The sequence below is a fragment of the Streptomyces sp. NPDC107528 genome, from assembly GCF_055639295.1.
The window spans coordinates 21,150-39,840 of the sequence record NZ_JBVKAV010000012.1 but is presented as its reverse complement, the minus strand read 5'-3'; the positions used below and the strand labels follow the sequence as shown (position 1 = coordinate 39,840).

Below are 18,691 nucleotides of genomic sequence, written 5' to 3'. Positions count from 1 at the left end.
CGTCCCGCCGGGCATCACCCCAGGGGCACCGGCTCCAGCAGCCCCACCGGCCACGTGTGCACCGGATCCCCGCGGTGCATCAGCTCGCGGTACCGGCGCGTCGTCGCCGCCAGGGCCGCCTCGCGGGACAGGCCCGACTCCAGGGCCCGGTGGAAGGTGGCCGCCTGCCAGGACGCGCCGTTCGTGCGCCTTCGGCATCGCTCGTCGATGACGCCCAGGTAGAAGTCCCGGTCCGCCGGCTCGACGCCCCACGCGTCCAGGCCGACCTCGGCGAGCGGCAGCAGTTCGTCGCGTACGAGGCTCACCGCGTCGACCTCGGTCGTCCCGCCGTACCGCCCCCGCCGGGGCCAGCGCAGCCGCGCGTCGATGCCGTGCCTGCACGCCTCGTCGAAGTTGGCCGCCGCCGCCTCGAAGGGCAGCCGGGTCCACACGGGCCGCGTCTCCTCGGCGAGGGCGCGGACGAGGCCGTAGTAGAACGCCGCGTTGGCGACGACGTCCGTGACGGTCGGCCCGGCGGGCAGCACGCGGTTCTCCACACGCAGGTGCGGGACGCCGTCGGCGATGCCGTAGACCGGCCGGTTCCAGCGGTACACGGTGCCGTTGTGCAGGACGAGTTCGGCGAGCGACGGTGTACCGCCGGCGTTCAGGACCTCGAGGGGATCCTCGTCGTCGCAGATCGGCAGCAGGGCCGGGAAGAACCGCAGGTTCTCCTCGAAGAGGTCGTACGCCGAGGAGATCCACCGCTCCCCGAACCAGGTGCGCGGCCGCACGCCCTGGGCCTGGAGCTCGGGCGGGCGGGTGTCGGTGGACTGCTGGAACAGCGGTGGCCTCGACTCCCGCCACAGCTCGCGCCCGAAGAGGAACGGCGAGTTGGCGCCCACGGCGACCTGCGCGGCGGCGACCGCCTGGGCCGCGTTCCAGACGTCGGCGAAGCGGCCCGGGGTGACCTGGAGGTGCAGCTGCACGGAGGTGCAGGCGGCCTCAGGGGCGATGGAGCCCGAGGTGCACGTCAGGCGCTCCACACCGTCGATGTCGAGCGTGAACTCCTCACCGCGGGCCGCCACGATCTGGTCGTTGAGCAGGGTGTAGCGGTCGACGGCGGAGAGGTTCGAGGAGACCAGGTCGTCCCGGTCCAGCGTCGGCAGAATGCCGATCATCACGATTCCGGCGTCGAGCTCACCTGCTTTTCGGTCGGCATATGCCAGTGACGTACGGAGCTCTTCGGCAAGCCGGTCGAATACCCGCTCCTGAAGCCGGTGCGGGGCGATGTTGACCTCCAGATTGAACATGGCGAGTTCTGTTTGGAAATCACGGCTGGCGATCCGCTCCAGTACCTGCATGTTCAACATTTTCGGCATGCCGTCGGCGCCGGCGAGATTCAATTCGATCTCCAGCCCCATGAGGTTCTTGGGGCGGTCGAACCGCTTCTCCTCCAGCAGCCGCTCCAGGCCCGTCAGACACTGCCGCAGCTTCTCGCGGTAGTTCTGGCGATCGGACAGATCGAACCGACCTGCCACGACCTTCTCCCCCATCGAAGCTTCCCTCCTCGGATGGCCGGCTCTGAGGGCCCGGTCGGCGGATCCTGGATCCTGCCGCCCGGTCCCGGGTCAGGTGGGATGATGCCCAGCAGAAGCGATCGATAACGTCCCGCGTCGACCCGGCGCCCGCTACGCTGTCGGACGTGACCGGCGGCACATTCACCGGGCATGGAGCACGGTGCAGTTGCGGATGGCTTCCGAACTCGTGAAAAACGCCGACGAGAATTGGCCGACCGCACCCCGGGTGTTTTTCGAGGTCATAGGTGTATCGCCGGTCGGCAATCGGGATGATTCCCACAAAACACCGGCTGAATGGGCCCTTGCCGGGTGCGCCAAAAGCGGCTAGATGAAACATCGTCTGAACACTCGTCGTATAAACTCCGCAATCAAGGCAGAGGGTTGGCGCCCACGGTCCCGGGACCTGCCGTCAGGTCACGCAGGACAGGCCTCACTCACCCCCCGCGCTCCCAGACCCCGGCCCCCGCCTCTCTGACCTCCGTGAGCAGACAGCGCCGTCCGCCCCCGCCACGCCCTCGCGCCACCGTGCCTGTCAATGAGAGGCGACCCACCATGCCGCTGCATGTTCCCCCGGCTCCCGCGCCCGCACTTCGCTCCGTCCTCACCGCACTCGGCTCGCCCACCGCGGTCCGCGAGGCCCGAACACCCTCCCTGCGCGCCGCCCAGGGCCCCGCCACACCCGAACTCCCGCTGCCCGTGCACGTCGTGGACGAGATCACCCCGGCAGGCGTGACCGCGACCCGGCTGGCCGGCTGGCGCTTCCTGATCCGGTGCGGCGAACGAGCAGTGGCCGCGGCCGAGACCCGGCTGACCCCGGACGGCTGGACGTTCTCGCACTTCTTCGAGGGCCCGTACATCGCCTCCACCGAGCGGGCACTGCGGCAGGCCGAGACGATCGCACAGCCCTACCAGGCGCGCCTGCTGTCGTTCCCCGGCCTCTACATGCTCACCCTCTGGCTGCACGGCGACTGCACCGCGGACGCCACCGCCGGCCACCCGGCCGCCACGGACCTCCTCGTGCCGCTGGCCCCCGCCCCGCCCGGCATCGCGGCCCATCTGCCGCACCTGGTCGCCGAGCTGCTCCCGGTGCTGACCCACCGCGCGACTCCGGCTCCGCTGCCCCCACTGCCTCCGCTGCTCGGCTCACCCGCCTGACAGCGCACCGCGCGAGCGCCCGCGTGCCCCGCCGCCCCGATCCCGGGTTGCGGGGCACGCCGCTGCAAAAGACGCGACAGACACGCGACACCGCCGCACTCGGAACTCGTACGAGCAGGATTGCACTCGCCTGAGCGCACAATAGTCGAGCGTGCGAGAAAAGTATCGCTCGCGCGAGCGACAATGCGCTCGAACGAGCCACTCAAGGCCCCGGCCCGTACGGACTAGCCCCATCCGACCACGGCGAACCACCCGAAATGACAGTGGAGTTGGGATGAACCGTCCGCGCGGGTGATGCGTCATCAACCTGTGAGAAAGCGGTGCTGCGAAATCCCTGCGGATTGACGCCCGTGGGGCAACACTGGGTTCCGACCGACTAATCACAACGGGGGGCGGCCATGAACGAAGCTTCACGCCGCGAAACAGACGCCACAGCCATCTCACACATCACGACAGAGCGAAAGATCCCATCCATGTGCCAGCACCAGCCACCGTGTCCCTCAGCCGACTCCGCCGACCGGGAATCCGCCCGTCTCGTGGCGCACCACCCGGAGCAGGGTTGGAGCCTGCTGTGCAACGGTGTCCTGCTCTTCGAGGACACCGGTGAGCTCCTGCCGGACGGCCAGATCATCGCCCCGCACCGTCCGCTGGGCACCGGCAAGGTGATGACCGCCGCGTAGCGCCTGCCGGCAGCACGCCGGAGAGGTCCTGCAGCACTACCGGGCGACGCGATGACCGACGCCCGGCGTACTCCCAGGGGCCGGTCGCAGACCCTGACTGCGAGCCGGCCCCCACGTGTATCCAGGGGTGGTCACTCAGCGTAGTTCTCCGTGCGCCTGAGGCGGCGGCCCACCTACCTCAGCCGCCTCAGCGCCTGCCGTATCGCGAAGTACGCCGGCTTCGGACGCAGTTCCTCGTCCCACGGCAGCGCGGCACCCTCGCCCTCGAAGAACGCCGGGATCCAGGAGTACTTGTCGGTGTAGTCCCAGACGGTGATGCCCACACACCGGCGCACGGCCAGGCACGCCCCGGTCAGGTCCCGGTACCACTCGGCCTGCTGGGCCAGTTTCTCCTCGGTCACCGGCAGGATCATCCGGATGTCGACCTCGGTGAGCGCGGTGTCGAGCCCCAGCCCGGCGAAGCGCCGGAGATTGTTCTCCAGCGTGGTCGGATAGCCGTACTGCAGGGCCAGGTGCGCCTGGAGGCCGATGCCGTCGAGCGGTACTCCCTGGGCCTTCAGCTCTTTGGCGAGACGGAAGTAGGCGTCGCTCTTCGGGCCGACCGCCTCGATGTTGTAGTCGTTGAGGTAGAGCTTGACCTTCGGGTCGGCCTGGCGGGCCCAGCGCAGGGCGTCGGCTATGTAGCCGGGGCCGAGCGTCTTGTGGAAGACCGTCTCGCGGTAGGTGCCGTCCTCGTTGAAGGCCTCGTTGACGACGTCCCAGGCGAACACCTTGCCGCGGTAGTGCCGTACCTCCTTCTGGATGTGGTTCTTCAGTACGGCCCGCAGCTCGTCCGCCGTCCACTCGCGGCCCGTCAGCCAGCCGGGCAGCTGGCTGTGCCAGACGAGGGTGTGGCCGCGCACCTTCTGGTGGTTGGCGCGGGCGAGGTTCACGATCTCGTCGCCCTTCGAGAAGTCGAACACACCCTGCTGGGGCTCGGTGGCGTACCACTTCATGCCGTTGCCGGGGGTGATCTGGTCGAACTCGCTGCCGAGGAGCGCCTTGTACGGCCCGTCGACCAGCTCGGGGTTGTCGGTCGCGCTGCCGAAGTAGCGGCCCTGGCGCTGGGCGAGGTCGGCGAGGGTGGGCGGTTTGCCGTGGGCCTGGGCCGCCGGGCCGCTCGCCACACCCGCGGCGACCAGGACGGCGGCGAGGGCGCAGGCGAGTCTCAGACGGTTCTTGCGCATGGTGCGACTCCTCACGTAGCGGTGGTGTGTTGAGCCGTACGTCCGCCCGCGCGCGTCAACCCTTGGTCGCGCCGGCGGTGAGGCCGCCGACGAGCTGGCGCTCGGCGACCGAGTAGAAGGCGAGGGCGGGGACCATGGCCAGCACCAGGTAGGCGAAGACGCGGGCGTAGTCCGCGGAGTACTGACCCTGGAACTGCTGGACGCCGATCGGGATGGTCCACCAGGTGGAGTCGGTGAACACCAGCAGCGGCAGAAAGAAGTTGTTCCAGCTGGTGACGACGGCGAGGACCGAGACGGTGCCCAGCGCGGGCCGTGCCATGGGCAGCAGCACCCGCCAGAAGAAGCCGAGGGGGCCGCACCCGTCGAGCGTGGCCGCCTCCTCCAACTCGCCGGGGATCTCCCGGAAGAAGCCGCGCAGGATGATGATGGTCATCGGCAGCCCGAAGGCGGCCTGCGGAAGGATCACGCCGAGCGGATTGTCCAGCAGGCCCAGGGAGCGCAGCAGCAGGAACAGGGGCAGGGCCGCGACCGCGAAGGGGAACATCAGTCCCATCGTGAAGAGGGTGAACAGCGCCTCCCGGCCCCGGAAGGCGAACCGTGCGAAGGAGAAGGCCGACAGCGCGGAGACCGCCACGACCAGGACGGTCGTCCCCACCGCGATCAGCGTGCTGTTGCCGATCAACCGCCAGAAGTCGCCCGAGCCGAGGATGTCCGTGTAGTTGCCGGCCACCCACGACTCCGGCAGTCCGACCGGGTTGCGGGACAACTCGTCGGTGGACTTGAAGCCGGACACGACGGCGTAGAGCAGCGGCACGACCATCACGGCGCCGACCACCAAGAGGATCACGTGCAGCGGCAGACTCGTCCTGCCGGTCTTCCTGCCCGTCTTCCTGCCCGTCTTCCTGCCCGTCTTCCTGCCGGACCTGGCCGTCACTTGGCGCCTCCCCGCATGGTCGTGGTGGCCCCTTCGAGGTCGCGGCGGAGCACGAACCGCTGGTAGGAGAGGGCGAAGACGAGGCTGATGCCGAACATGACCACGCTGATCGCGCTGGCGTAGCCGACCTGGTGGCGCTTGAAGCCGTACTGGAACATGGTCACGGCCATCGTCTCGGAGTGGTGGTCGGGACCGCCGGCGGTGGTCACCCAGACCAGGTCGAAGAGCTGGATCGACCCGATGACGGACAGGAACACGCTGATCCGCAGAGTGGGCGCGAGGAGCGGCAGCGTGACGCCGCGGAAACGCTGCCAGGCGTTCGCGCCGTCGACCAGCGCGGCCTCGGTCAACTCCGCGGGGATGGACTGGAGTCCGGCGAGGTAGAGCATCATGTGGAAGCCGAAGTACTTCCATGTCATGACCAGGAAGAGTGTGGCCATGACGGTGGACGGGTCGGCGAACCACTCGCCGCCGAGCCCGTCGAGTCCGATGCGGCCCAGGATCTGGTCGGCGAAGCCGTCGTCGGGGGCGAAGATCATGCCGAACAGGACGCCGGTGATGGCCTCGGACAGGACGTACGGCCCGAAGAACAGCATCCGGTAGAAGGCCCGGCCGCGCAGCTTCTGGTTGAGCAGTACGGCCATGGCGAGCGCGAACGGCAGCTGGACGGCGAGCGACAGCACGACCAGGACCAGGCAGCGCCACAGGTCGCCGAGGAAGACGGGATCCTGGAAGAGTCTGGTGAAGTTGTCGGCGCCGATGTAGTCGGACGGCATGCCGAAGCCGCCCCAGCGGAAGAAGGCGGCATACAGCGCGAACAGCATCGGCAGCAGCACCAGGACGAGGAACAGCACCAGCGCGGGCACCTGGAAGCCGACCGCGGTGAGCCAGTGCAGCACTCGACGCCGGGACCGCCCGCGGGCCGCGCCGGTGGGCGGGGGCGGGCGATCGACGCCTGGCCCGGTGCGCTTGTCCGGCAGGAACGTGGAGGTCATCGCCGGCTACTGCTCTTCCTTCGCGGTCTGCGTGATCGACTCGGCGACCTGCTGGGGCGACTTGGACCCGGCGACGAGCGCGCCGACGCTGTCGTTGACCTCCTGGCCGACGGCGGGCGCGTAGGCCTGGTCGAGATAGAGCTGGAAGCCGGTGGCGCCCTTCAACTGCGCCTGTACGGCCTTGATGTTGGGGTCGGTGAGGGCCCTCTCGGCCGCCGGGACCACGGGCAGGACGCCGGTCTTCTTGACGAGCTCCACGTCCGTCGCCTCGGAGGCGAAGAACTTCAGGAAGTCGACGGCGGCCTGCGGAGCCCCGCTGCGCAGGGCGTGCCCGCCACCCCCGCCGAACACCTCGGTGATCGTGCCCTTGCCCCCGTCCACCGCGGGGAACGGGAAGAACCCGAGATCGTCGCCGAGGCCCTTGCCGGCGTCGGCCTGGACGACCGGGGCCCACTGGCCCATGAGCTCCATCGCCGCCTTGCCGTTGCCGACGGCAGCGGCCTGACCGGTGGGGGTGGAGTAGGCGGCGCCGAGGAAACCCTTCTGGAACGGCTGGAGGTCGACGAGCTCCTGGAGGTGCCGGCCGGCCTGCACGAAGGGGTCGCCGGTGAAGTCCTTGTCGTCGTAGGCCTTCTGGAGGGCGGAGGCGCCCGCGGTGCGCATCGAGAGGTACGCCCAGTAGTACATGCCGGGCCACTTCTCCTTGCCCGCGAGAGCGAGCGGCGTGGTGCCCTTGGCCTTCAACTTCCGTACGGCGTCGAGGAAGTCGCTCCAGGTCGTCGGCGGCTCGGTGATGCCCGCGTCCTCGAAGAGGGCCTTGTTGTACCAGAAACCGATCATGCCGATGTCGAACGGGATGCCGTAGACCTTCTGGTCGAGGAGGTACGGCTCCTTCGCGACCGGCAGCAGGCCGTCGGCGAAGTCCTTGGTGCGGTCGGTGAGGTCCTCGACGAGCCCGGCGTCGGCCTGCTGCTTCAGGACGCCGCCGCCCCAGGTGTGGAAGATGTCGGGCAGCTTCCCGGAGGCGGTCAGGGCCGTCATCTTCGACTTGTAGGCGTCGTTCTCCAACTGGACGATCTTTACCTTCACCTTGGGGTTCTGGGCCTCGAACTTCTCGGCCAGCGCCGCCCAGACGCTCTTAGTCGGCTCGGTGGTGGAGATGTTCCACCACTCGATGGTGGTCGTGCCGTCCGACGACCCTCCGTCCGAGTCGCCGCCGCAACCGCTCAGTGCCGTCATGCCCACACCGGCCCCGGCGGAGGCCGCCAGGAAGCCGCGGCGGGACAGTCCCGGGTCGCCCATCATGCGCTCCTTGGGTACGGGACGGCGCGTCCATGGCCACACCGTCCGTTGCATCGAAAGTTTCGGAATGAATTCAGAAAGCTTCGCTGCTGCCGCACCCTAGAGACAGCTACCAAACGGTGGCAACCCTTTGAGCAAGGTGAATTGGGCTCTCCTTGCTCAGTCTGGGAGCTGCTCGAAACATTCGACTCCGGAGGCGAACTTTACGGTCGCCCTGACGCCGGACGTCTCAGAGGCCGACGTCGCGGCGGCGGATGTCGTCCAGGGACTCGCGGCGAATCAGGAGCCGGGCGTGGCTGTCGGCCACGGCGACCACCGGTGGGCGGCCCACCAGGTTGTAGCCGGAGGCCATGGACAGGTGGTAGGCGCCGGCGGCCGGGACTGCGAGGAGGTCTCCCGGGCGGATGTCGTCGGGGAGTTCGACGTCCGCGGCGACGACGTCGCCCGCCTCGCAGTGGCGGCCCACCACGGTCACCGGAGCGAGGGCGGCGGTACTGTGCCTGCCCACCAGCCGGGGCGCGTAGCGCACCCCGTACAGAGCGGGCCGCGGGTTGTCGCTCATGCCGCCGTCCACCGCGACATAGGTGTGCGCACCGGTGCGCTTGACGGCGAGGACGTGGTAGAGCGCAATGCCCGCCGGGCCCGCGATCGCTCGTCCCGGCTCGATGATGAGGCGCGGCACCGTGAGCCCGGCCGCCGCGCAGGCCTCGGCCAGTTCCGTCCGCACCCTGCGCGCGAGCAGGGTCAGGTCCAGGACCGGCTCGCCGGGCCGGTAGGCGATGCCGTGGCCGCCGCCCAGGTCGAGTTCGGGCAGGACCAGGCCGTGCTGCTCGTACAGCCGGGCCATGAGGCCGACGATGCGCCGTACGGCGGCGATGTAGGGCTTCACGCTGGTGATCTGCGAGCCCAAGTGGCAGTGCAGGCCGGTGAGTTCGAGCTGCGGCTGGTCCAGGATCCGGGCGATGGCGTGCTGCGCGTAGCCGTCCGGGATGGACAGACCGAACTTCTGGTCCTCGGTCCCGGTGCGGATCTTCTCGTGCCCGCCGGCGCTGATGCCGGGCACGACGCGGACCATGACCTTCTGGTGGCCGTCGGGCCCGACCGCCGCGGCCAGCCGGGCGATCTCGGACGGGCTGTCGATGACAATGCGGCCGACGCCGAGGCGAAGCGCGGTCTCCAGGTCACGCGGCGACTTCGCGTTGCCGTGCAGCACGATCCGCTCCGGCGGGAAGCCGGTGGTGACCGCGAGTTCCAGTTCACCGGCCGAGCAGACGTCCAGGCCAAGGCCCTCGTCGGCCATCCAGTGGACCATCGCGCGGCACAGGAACGCCTTGGCCGCGTAAAGGACTTCGGCGTCCGGGAAGGCGTGCCGGTAGGTGCGGCAACGCTCGCGCACCTCGGTCTCGTCCAGCACGTAGACGGGGGTGCCGAAGCGATCGGCGACCTCGGCCAGGGGCACACCGCCGACGGCGAGGTCACCCGGGCGGGACTCGGCGGCCGAGACGGGCCAGACGGACAGGGCATCGGCAGGGCCGGCGGTCGCGGCGGAGGCCGTGGCCGTGGGTTCGTGAAGCGTGGTCATGGCGGGCCCCCTCAGCCGATCCGCAGGGCGGGAACAGGGACGACGGGCTCGATCGGCGTGGGAGCCGGTGCCGCGAACTGCGGGTCCACCGTGACGGTGGTGACGCCGAGCGGTGCGGCCAGGGCGCGCAGGGCAGGCTCGGCGAGCCTGATCCAGGGCTGCTCGGGGCCGAGGGTCGCGGCCAGCTGCCGCGATGACGTGAAGCCTACGGCCGTACGGTCGCCGAGGGGCGTACGGAAGAGGCGGGCCGCACAGGCGGCGGCCGGTCCCGGCCGGACCGGAACGTACAGAGGGCCGGCCGGGAACCGTTCAGAGGGCTCCGGGTCTTCGTCGTACTGGATGTCTGCCATGGGGTGCCTCCGGGAGGAACCGAGGTGGATCGGGTGGGTGGCTTGACAGCCCCGGCGCGGGGAGGCGGACCGGGGCTTGCCACCGACGGTATGCCCGATGACCGGGGTGTTCGGGCGGTTCATGACGCGATGCTGACGGCGATCGGCCGGACACTGACGGGACGTTGACGCGGAGCCCGGCCCGCCGGGGCGAAGGCCGTCAGAGCCGCGCCAAGAAGTGCCGTCGGGGCTGGCTGCGGGCCTGCGGCAGGCGTGTGATGGGAGCGGCCCGTCGAGGGCTTCCCGCGAGAACGGCTCGCGGGCGTGTGCGAAGAACGGTGGAGTCATGTCCGGTTCCGGCAGCGCCGCGACAGCACGGGTCGTGGTCGGAGTGAGCGGTTCCGTGGGCAGCTTGACGGCCCTGCGCCGGGCCGCCGACGAGGCGCGGCGGCGGGGCGCGCAGCTGTGGCCGGTGCCGGCATGGCAGCCGCCCGGCGGGGACCCCGTCGCCCGGCGCGGTCCAGGGGTGAGCCTGATGCAGGGCGAGTGGCAGCGCCTGGCGCGCGAGCGTCTGGTCACCGTCCTCGGCGACGTGTTCGGCGAGACCGGCCCCGGCGTGTGGATGCACGCCCTCGTCGCGCGTGGCACTCCGGGACAGGCACTGGTCGAGATCGCCGACGGCGAGGACGACATCCTGGTCGTCGGCGCCGGCCGGCGCAGCCTCCGGCATCGCGCGTGCTGCCGCTCGGTGACCCGCTACTGCCTCGCCCACGCCGCCTGCCCGGTCCTCGCGGTACCGCCGTCACCGCTGGAGTTTGAGCTGGCGGCCGTACACCGGCGCAACGCCTGGCGACTGCGGCTGGACACACGGCACTTGGCGAAGGAGACGGCGCGGCCGGACGGGGCGTGACCCCGGGGGCCACACCCGGTACCGGCCATGGCCCGTGCTCCGGGCGTCTACGGCATTGCCGCAGCCGGCACCTCCGTCTCCCCCGGCCGCCTTCCCCGCGCCATCCGCAGACTCAGCACCATCGTCAGCCCGCCCCCGGGCGTGTCCTCGGCGTTGACCGTGCCGCCCATCGCCTCCGCGAAGCCCCGTGCGACCGCGAGCCCGAGCCCGACGCCGGCACCGCGCGGGGCGTCGCCGTAGCGCTGGAAGGGCTCGAAGATGCGTTCCTTGGCCTCGTCCGGGACGCCCGGGCCGCGGTCGACCACGCGTACCTCGACCCGGTCGGCGATGGCGCTCGCGGCGACCAGCACCGGTTCGTCCTGGCGGCTGTACTTCACGGCGTTCTCGACGACGTTGGCGACGACACGCTCCAACAGACCCTTGTCCACGGAGACCATGGGCAGCGTCTCCGGGATGTCCAGTTCCACGCTGTCCCCCGGAACCCCGCCGAGCGCCGTCGGCACCACCTCGTCGAGGTCGATCTCCCTGATCAACGGCTTGACCGTGCCGGTCTGGAGGCGCGACATGTCCAGCAGGTTGCCGACCAGGTGGTCGAGCCGGTCGGCGCCCTCCTCGATGGCCTCCAGCAGCTCGGCCTCGTCCTCCTGCGACCAGGCAACGTCGTCCGATCGCAGCGAGGACACCGCCGCCTTGATGCCCGCGAGAGGAGTACGCAGGTCATGGCTGACGGCGGCCAGCAGCGCGGTACGGATGCGGTTGCCCTCGGCCAGTTCCTTGGCCCGGTCGGCCTCGCGGCGGAGGCGCCGGCGGTCCAGGACGACGGCGGCCTGTGCGGCGAAGGCGGCGAGCACCCGGCGGTCCTCGGCGGGCAGCACCCGCCCCGTCAGGGCCAGGGCCATGTGGTCGCCGACCGGCACGTCCACGTCCGCGTCGTCGGGGTTCCGGCAGGGCCGGGGTCCCACGCTGCCCGCGCAGGTCCACGGGGCGACGTCGCTCTCCCGCTCCAGCAGAGCCACCGACCCCATGCCGAACGTCTCGCGGACGCGCTCCAGCAGCGCCTCCAGACTGGTCTCACCGCGCAGGACGTTCCCGGCGAGGAAGGAGAGGATCTCCGACTCGGCGCGCAGACGTGCCGCCTGGTGGGTGCGGCGGGCCGCCAGGTCGACCACGGAGGCCGCCGCCACGGCCACGCCGATGAAGATCGCGATGGCGACGATGTTCTTCGGGTCGGCGATGGTCAGAGTGTGCACAGGTGGCGTGAAGAACCAGTTCAGGAGCAGCGAACCCACCACCGCGGAGGCCAGTGCCGGCAGTAGCCCGCCGAGAAGCGCGACGGCGACCGTCAGCGCCAGGTACAGCAACATGTCGTTGGCGAGGCCGACTTCCGGCGCGACGTGCGTCAGCAGCAGGGTGAGGACGACGGGGCCGAGGACCCCGGCCAGCCAGCCCCAGATGATCCGCGCCCGGCCGAGCCGTGCCGTGCGGGCGACGGGCAGCCCGCGCCCCTTGCCCGCCTCGCCATGGGTGATCAGGTGGACGTCGAGGTCCGGACCCGAGTCCCGGGCGACCGTGGCGCCGACGCCGGGCCCGAGGACGTACTGCCAGCTCTTGCGGCGGGAGACGCCGAGGACGATCTGGGTGGCGTTGACGCCGCGCGCGAAGGCCAGCAGGGCCGCCGGGATGTCGTCCCCGACCACGTGGTGGAAGGTGCCGCCGAGGTCCTCGACGAGGGTGCGCTGGACGGCCAGCTCCTTGGGCGAGGCGGAGGTCAGGCCGTCGCTGCGGGCGATGTAGACGGCGAGCACCTCGCCGCCGGCGCCCTTCTCCGCGAGCCGGGCCGCCCGGCGGATCAGCGTCCGCCCTTCCGGACCGCCGGTCAGGCCCACGACGATCCGTTCCCGCGAACCCCATATGGTCGTGACCTCGTGCTCGCTGCGGTACGCGTTGAGGTACTCGTCGACGCGGTCGGCCACCCAGAGCAACGCCAGCTCCCGCAGTGCGGTCAGGTTCCCCGGCCTGAAGTAGTTGGACAGGGCCGCGTCGACCTTGTCCGGCTGGTAGATGTTGCCGTGCGCCATCCGCCGCCGCAGCGCCTGTGGCGACATGTCGACCAGCTCGATCTGGTCGGCCCTGCGCACCACCTCGTCCGGCACCGTCTCCTGCTGCCGTACGCCCGTGATCGACTCGACGACGTCACCGAGAGACTCCAGGTGCTGGATGTTGACGGTCGATATCACGTCGATACCGGCGGCGAGCAGCTCCTCCACGTCCTGCCAGCGCTTGCCGTTGCGCGAGCCCGGAATGTTGGTGTGGGCCAGCTCGTCGACGAGCGCCACCTGGGGCCTGCGGGCGAGGACGGCGTCCACGTCCATCTCCGTGAAGGACGAGCCCCGGTACTCCAGTTCCTTGCGACGTATCTGCTCCAGGCCGTGCAGCATCACCTCGGTGCGCGGCCGGTCGTGGTGTTCCACGAACGCGACCACGCAGTCGGTGCCCCGCTCCACGCGCCGGTGCGCCTCGGAGAGCATCGCGTACGTCTTGCCGACGCCCGGTGCCGCACCGAGATGGATCCGAAGCCTGCCGCCTCCCATGTTCACCCTTCGAAGCGGTAACCCATGCCGGGTTCGGTGATGAGATAGCGAGGGTGCGAGGGGTCCGCCTCGAGCTTGCGGCGCAGTTGAGCCATGTAGACCCGCAGGTAGTTGGTCTTGCCGCTCCGGGACACCCCCCAGACCTCCCGCAGCAGGTGCTGCTGCGTGACGAGGTGCCCGGGACGGATCACGAGGATCTCCAGCAGATGCCACTCGGTCGGGGTGAGGCGTACGTCGCGGCCGGCCCGTACGACCCTCTTGGCCAGCAGGTCGATGGTGAACTCGGCGGTCGCCACGTGCGTCGTGCCGGGAGCGAGTGGGGTCCCCTCGGAGCGGCGCACCGCGGCCCGCAGCCGGGCCATGAGCTCGTCCATGCTGAAGGGCTTGGTGACGTAGTCGTCGGCGCCCGCATCGAGCGCGGCCACCTTCTCGTCGGCGGCCCGACGGGCCGACAGCACCATGATCGGCACACGGGTCCAGCCGCGCAGCGCCGTGATGACGTCGACCCCGTCCATGTCGGGCAGGCCGAGGTCGAGCATCACCACGTCCGGCTGACGCGCGGCCGCCAGCCGGAGGGCCGTGGCGCCGTAGGGCGCCGCGTCCACTCCGTACCGGCGTGCCCGCATGTTGATCACGAGTGCTCGTACCAGCTGGGGGTCGTCTTCCACGACCAGCACCCGGGTCATCGGTCAGTCGCCCTTGCTGAGTTCCTTGAGCGCGATGTTGAGTTCGAGGACGTTCACGCGTGGCTCACCGACGAAGCCGAGCGTGCGTCCCTCGGTGTGGTCGTCGACCAGCTTCTGCACCCGGGCGACGGGCAGGTCGTTGTGCTCGGCGACCCGGTGGACCTGTATGTCCGCGTACTGCGGGGAGATGTCAGGGTCCAGGCCGGAGCCGGAGGAGGTCACCGCGTCGGCGGGGACCTGGGAGGGCCTGACCGTGTAGCCGGGTACGGAGTTGTCCTTGACGACCTTTGCCTTCGCCTCCTTCACCCACTGGATCAGCTCGGGGTTGTCGCCGGAGCGGTTGCTGGCGCCGGACAGGATCAGCTTGTACTGCGTGTTGACCGAGTTCTCTCCCAGTCCGTTCGCGGGACGGGGCTGGAAGTAGTCCAGGCTGTAGCCCTGTTGACCGATCAGCGAGGAACCGACGACCTTGCCGTCCGCCTTGATCTCCGAGCCGTTCGCCTTGTCGCTGAAGAGCGCTTGTGCCACGCCGGTGACGGCCAGCGGATAGATGACGCCGGTGAGCAGGGTCAGCACGAGCAGCGCCCGCAGACCCGCGCCCAGCAATCGTCCGGTGTTCACAACGGAGTTGTTCATGGTCCTTCACCACGCCTTTGCGAATTACAGCCCGGGGAGCAGGGAGATGAGCAGGTCGATGAGCTTGATGCCGATGAACGGAGCGACCAGTCCGCCCAGCCCGTAGATGGTGAGGTTCCGCCGGAGCAAGCGGTCCGCGCTGAGCGGCCGGTACTGCACGCCCTTCAGGGACAGCGGCACCAGCGCGATGATGATCAGCGCGTTGAAGACGACCGCGGACAGGATCGCGGAGTCCGGCGAGGACAGGCCCATGATGTTGAGCTTGTCCAGGCCCGGATAGACGGCCGCGAACAGCGCCGGGATGATCGCGAAGTACTTCGCGACGTCGTTGGCGATGGAGAACGTGGTCAACGCGCCCCGGGTGATCAGCAGTTGCTTGCCGATCTCGACGATCTCGATGAGCTTGGTCGGGTTGGAGTCGAGGTCGACCATGTTGCCGGCCTCCTTGGCGGCCGACGTACCCGTGTTCATCGCCACGCCGACGTCCGCCTGGGCCAGCGCGGGCGCGTCGTTCGTACCGTCACCGGTCATCGCGACGAGCTTGCCGCCGGCCTGCTCCCGCTTGATGAGCGCCATCTTGTCCTCGGGAGTCGCCTCCGCGAGGAAGTCGTCCACGCCCGCCTCGTCGGCGATCGCCTTGGCGGTCAGCGGGTTGTCACCCGTGATCATGACGGTCTTGATGCCCATGCGGCGCAGTTCCTCGAACCGCTCCCGCATACCGTCCTTGACGACGTCCTTGAGGTGGATGACGCCTAGGATCCGGGCGCCCCCGGAGTCCTCCACCGCGACGAGCAGCGGCGTGCCGCCCGCCTCGGAGATCCGGTTGGCGACGGTGTCCGCGTCGTCCGCGACGGTGCCGCCCTGCTCCCGCACCCAGGCGATGACCGAACCGGCCGCGCCCTTGCGGATCTTGCGTCCGTCGACGTCCACGCCGGACATCCGGGTCTGCGCGGTGAAGGCGATCCACTCGGCACCGGCCAGCTCGCCCTGGTGACGCTCGCGCAGGCCGTACTTCTCCTTCGCCAGTACGACGACGGAGCGGCCCTCGGGCGTCTCGTCGGCCAGCGACGACAGCTGGGCGGCGTCCGCCAGCCGGGCCGCCGTCGTCCCGCTCACCGGCACGAACTCGGCGGCCTGGCGGTTGCCGAGCGTGATGGTGCCGGTCTTGTCGAGCAGCAGCGTGGAGACGTCACCGGCGGCCTCGACCGCCCTGCCGGACATGGCGAGTACGTTGCGCTGGACCAGCCGGTCCATGCCCGCGATGCCGATCGCGGAGAGCAGGGCGCCGATCGTGGTCGGGATCAGACAGACCAGCAGGGCGACCAGCACGACCATCGTCAGGTGCGTGCCCGCGTAGTCGGCCGGCGGCGGCAGTGTTGCGCAGGCGAGCAGGAAGACGATCGTCAGCGAGGCCAGCAGGATGTTGAGCGCGATCTCGTTCGGTGTCTTCTGCCGGGCGGCGCCCTCGACCAGGTTGATCATCCGGTCGATGAAGGTCTCGCCGGGCTTCGTCGTGATCTTGATGACGATGCGGTCGGAGAGGACCTTCGTACCGCCGGTGACGGCCGAACGGTCGCCGCCGGACTCACGGATGACGGGCGCGGACTCGCCGGTGATGGCCGACTCGTCGACGGACGCGACGCCGTCGACGACGTCACCGTCGCCGGGGATGACATCTCCCGCCTCGCAGACGACGAGGTCGCCGATCCTCAGCTCGGTGCCGGCGACGACCGTGCCGTCGACCTTGCGTGCCACGGTGTCGGTCTTGGCCTTGCGCAGGGTGTCGGCCTGCGCCTTGCCGCGGCCCTCGGCGACGGCCTCGGCCAGGTTGGCGAAGAGCACGGTCAGCCACAGCCAGGCGCTGATGGTCCAGCCGAACCAGTCGCCGGGGTTCTTGAACGAAAAGGCGGTGGTGAGGACCGATCCGACGAGCACGACGAACATGACCGGGGACTTGACCATCACCCGTGGGTCGAGCTTGCGGAAGGCGTCCGGCAGCGACTTGACCAGCTGCTTGGGGTCGAAGAGGCCGGCACCGACACGACCCTCGGGGGCCTTGTGCCCGGTGGGTACGTCGCTGTGCGGCGCCCGGGTCGGGGTGACTGTGGACATGGAGCCCTCTTGCTTGTCGATACGAGTGGTCATGACGCCAGCCCCTCGGCCAGCGGACCCAGCGCCAGCGCCGGGAAGTACGTCAGACCGGTGATGATGATGATCGTGCCGACCAGCAGACCCGCGTAGAGCGGCTTGTCGGTCCGCAGCGTGCCCGCGGTCTGGGGGACCGGTTTCTGCTCGGCGAGCGAGCCGGCCAGCGCCAGCACGAACACCATCGGCAGGAAGCGGCCGAACAGCATGGCCAGGCCCAGCGTCGAGTTGAACCACTGGGTGTCCGCGTTCAGACCGGCGAAGGCTGAGCCGTTGTTGTTCGAGGCGGACGTGTAGGCGTACAGGATCTCGGAGAATCCGTGCGCCCCGCTGTTCGTCATGGAGTTGCCCGGCGTGGGCAGCGCCATGGCCGCGGCGGTGAAGGTCAGCACCAGGGCCGGAGTGATCAGGATGTAGCAGGCCGCCAGCTTGATCTCGCGGGAGCCGATCTTCTTGCCCAGGTACTCGGGCGTACGGCCGACCATCAGACCGGCGATGAACACCGCGATGATCGCCATGATCAGCATGCCGTAGAGGCCGGAGCCGGTACCACCGGGCGCGATCTCGCCCAGCATCATCCCGAGCATGGTGATACCGCCGCCAAGTCCCGTGAACGAGGAGTGGAAGGAGTTCACCGCACCGGTCGAGGTGAGCGTGGTCGCCGTGGCGAAGATCGACGAACCGCCGACTCCGAACCGGACCTCCTTGCCCTCGTACGCCCCGCCCGCGAGGTCGAACGCCGGACCGTGGTGGGCGAACTCGGTCCACATCATCAGCGCCGTGAAGCCGAGCCAGATGGTGGCCATCGTCGCCAGGATCGCGTAACCCTGCTTCACCGAGCCGACCATCAGACCGAAGGTGCGGGTCAGCGCGAACGGGATCACCAGGATCAGGAAGATCTCGAACAGGTTCGAGAACGGGGTGGGGTTCTCGAACGGGTGGGCACTGTTGGCGTTGAAGTAACCGCCACCGTTCGTGCCCAGTTCCTTGATCGCCTCCTGCGAGGCGACCGCGCCGCCGTTCCACTGCTGCTGCCCGCCCATGAACTGGCCGACCTCGTGAATGCCGGAGAAGTTCTGGATGGCGCCGCACGCGACCAGGACGACCGCGGCAACGGCCGCGACCGGCACCAGAATGCGTACGACGCCGCGCACCAGGTCGGACCAGAAGTTGCCCAGCTCACCGGTGCGCGAGCGCGCGAACCCGCGCACCAGCGCCACGGCCACGGCGATGCCGACGGCCGCGGACACGAAGTTCTGCACGGCCAGCCCGGCGGTCTGCACGACGTGGCCCATGGCCTGCTCGCCGTAGTACGACTGCCAGTTGGTGTTGGTGACGAAGGACACGGCGGTGTTGAAGGCCTGGTCCGGATCGATCGCGGAGAAGCCCAGCGAACCGGGCAGCACACCCTGGAGCCGCTGCAGCAGGTACAGGAACAGCACGCCCGCCACCGAGAAGGCGAGCACACCACGCAGATACGCCGGCCAGCGCATCTGCGTGTCGGGGTCGGCACCGATGCCCTTGTAGATCCACTTCTCGACACGCCAGTGCTTGTCGGAGGAGTAGACCCTGGCCATGTGGTTGCCGAGGGGTATGTAGGCGAGAGCCAGCGCGCCGATCAGGGCGAGCAGTTGGAGGACGCCTGCGAGTACGGGACCCATGTCTGCTCTCAGAACCTCTCCGGGAAGATCAGGGCGAGGATGAGATAGCCCAGCAGGGCGACGGCCACGACGAGGCCGACGATGTTCTCGGCGGTCACAGCTTGGTCACCCCCTTGGCGACGAGCGCCACCAGCGCGAAGCACACGATCACGGTGACGACGAAGGCCAGATCGGCCATCGTGAACTCCTGGAGTGAGGATCGGTTGAACAGGGACGATTCGAGGAAACAGCCTGTGTGGCCGGATTCGGCCACCGTTGACGGGTCCCTTACGGCGCTCTGCGCCTCCTTGACGGGACTCATAC

At 69.6% G+C, this 18,691-nt stretch carries 17 protein-coding genes; 3 read left to right on the top strand and 14 right to left on the bottom strand.

Annotated elements, in window-relative coordinates:
* Positions 1-14: 14 nt before the first annotated feature.
* Entirely contained in the window at positions 15-1,532 is a 1,518-nt protein-coding gene (locus ACZ7L5_RS33515) for a glutamate-cysteine ligase family protein (protein WP_471521595.1), read from the bottom strand.
* Positions 1,533-2,108: 576 nt separating this feature from the next.
* Between ACZ7L5_RS33515 and ACZ7L5_RS33510 the strand changes: the two genes are divergently transcribed.
* Together ACZ7L5_RS33510 and ACZ7L5_RS33505 are read left to right on the top strand one after the other, a co-directional pair.
* Entirely contained in the window at positions 2,109-2,711 is a 603-nt protein-coding gene (locus ACZ7L5_RS33510; protein ID WP_328883017.1) for a hypothetical protein, read from the top strand.
* A gap of 473 nt (positions 2,712-3,184) precedes the next feature.
* On the top strand, positions 3,185-3,391 hold the full coding sequence (locus ACZ7L5_RS33505; RefSeq protein WP_030053671.1) for a DUF5999 family protein: 207 nt from the start codon (positions 3,185-3,187) through the stop codon (positions 3,389-3,391).
* 173 nt (positions 3,392-3,564) lie between these two features.
* Here the strand turns inward: ACZ7L5_RS33505 and ACZ7L5_RS33500 are convergent, their stop codons facing one another.
* The 6 genes from ACZ7L5_RS33500 to ACZ7L5_RS33475 form a co-directional block, all read right to left on the bottom strand.
* On the bottom strand, positions 3,565-4,617 hold the full coding sequence (locus ACZ7L5_RS33500) for an endo-1,4-beta-xylanase (protein WP_471521593.1): 1,053 nt from the start codon (positions 4,615-4,617) through the stop codon (positions 3,565-3,567).
* A 55-nt stretch (positions 4,618-4,672) separates the two neighbouring features.
* Positions 4,673-5,437: a carbohydrate ABC transporter permease gene (locus tag ACZ7L5_RS33495; protein WP_471522086.1), complete on the bottom strand. Its 765-nt coding sequence runs from the start codon at positions 5,435-5,437 to the stop codon at positions 4,673-4,675.
* 110 nt (positions 5,438-5,547) lie between these two features.
* On the bottom strand, positions 5,548-6,546 hold the full coding sequence (locus ACZ7L5_RS33490) for a carbohydrate ABC transporter permease (protein ID WP_471521591.1): 999 nt from the start codon (positions 6,544-6,546) through the stop codon (positions 5,548-5,550).
* A gap of 6 nt (positions 6,547-6,552) precedes the next feature.
* The gene (locus ACZ7L5_RS33485) at positions 6,553-7,848 is read right to left on the bottom strand and encodes an extracellular solute-binding protein (RefSeq protein ID WP_471522084.1); all 1,296 of its coding nucleotides are present in this window, start codon (positions 7,846-7,848) and stop codon (positions 6,553-6,555) included.
* A gap of 229 nt (positions 7,849-8,077) precedes the next feature.
* Positions 8,078-9,430 (bottom strand): diaminopimelate decarboxylase, encoded by a 1,353-nt coding sequence (gene lysA / locus ACZ7L5_RS33480; RefSeq protein ID WP_471521589.1) that lies wholly within the window; start codon positions 9,428-9,430, stop codon positions 8,078-8,080.
* Between the two features lie 11 nt (positions 9,431-9,441).
* Complete coding sequence (locus tag ACZ7L5_RS33475) at positions 9,442-9,780, bottom strand: SAV_915 family protein (protein ID WP_471521587.1); 339 nt, start codon at positions 9,778-9,780, stop codon at positions 9,442-9,444.
* Positions 9,781-10,105: 325 nt separating this feature from the next.
* Between ACZ7L5_RS33475 and ACZ7L5_RS33470 the strand changes: the two genes are divergently transcribed.
* Positions 10,106-10,669, top strand: coding sequence for a universal stress protein (locus ACZ7L5_RS33470; RefSeq protein WP_471521585.1), 564 nt, complete (start codon positions 10,106-10,108; stop codon positions 10,667-10,669).
* A 47-nt stretch (positions 10,670-10,716) separates the two neighbouring features.
* On the opposite strand, the gene ACZ7L5_RS33465 is transcribed toward ACZ7L5_RS33470, so the two are convergent.
* Genes ACZ7L5_RS33465 through ACZ7L5_RS33435 form a run of 7 tightly spaced genes read right to left on the bottom strand, consistent with a single transcriptional unit; the run spans position 10,717 to position 18,689 of the window.
* Positions 10,717-13,260, bottom strand: coding sequence for a sensor histidine kinase (locus ACZ7L5_RS33465; protein WP_471521583.1), 2,544 nt, complete (start codon positions 13,258-13,260; stop codon positions 10,717-10,719).
* A 2-nt stretch (positions 13,261-13,262) separates the two neighbouring features.
* A complete protein-coding gene (locus ACZ7L5_RS33460; RefSeq protein ID WP_471521581.1) occupies positions 13,263-13,946 on the bottom strand; it encodes a response regulator in 684 nt (227 codons plus the stop codon).
* A 3-nt stretch (positions 13,947-13,949) separates the two neighbouring features.
* Positions 13,950-14,582: a potassium-transporting ATPase subunit C gene (locus ACZ7L5_RS33455; protein WP_471521579.1), complete on the bottom strand. Its 633-nt coding sequence runs from the start codon at positions 14,580-14,582 to the stop codon at positions 13,950-13,952.
* Positions 14,583-14,606: 24 nt separating this feature from the next.
* On the bottom strand, positions 14,607-16,694 hold the full coding sequence (gene kdpB, locus ACZ7L5_RS33450; protein WP_471522082.1) for a potassium-transporting ATPase subunit KdpB: 2,088 nt from the start codon (positions 16,692-16,694) through the stop codon (positions 14,607-14,609).
* 29 nt (positions 16,695-16,723) lie between these two features.
* Entirely contained in the window at positions 16,724-18,388 is a 1,665-nt protein-coding gene (kdpA, locus tag ACZ7L5_RS33445; RefSeq protein WP_471521577.1) for a potassium-transporting ATPase subunit KdpA, read from the bottom strand.
* Positions 18,389-18,396: 8 nt separating this feature from the next.
* A complete protein-coding gene (gene kdpF, locus ACZ7L5_RS33440) occupies positions 18,397-18,486 on the bottom strand; it encodes a K(+)-transporting ATPase subunit F (protein ID WP_256916116.1) in 90 nt (29 codons plus the stop codon).
* A complete protein-coding gene (locus ACZ7L5_RS33435) occupies positions 18,483-18,689 on the bottom strand; it encodes a hypothetical protein (protein ID WP_471521575.1) in 207 nt (68 codons plus the stop codon). The genes kdpF and ACZ7L5_RS33435 overlap by 4 nt, the downstream gene beginning before the upstream one ends.
* Positions 18,690-18,691 lie beyond the last annotated feature (2 nt).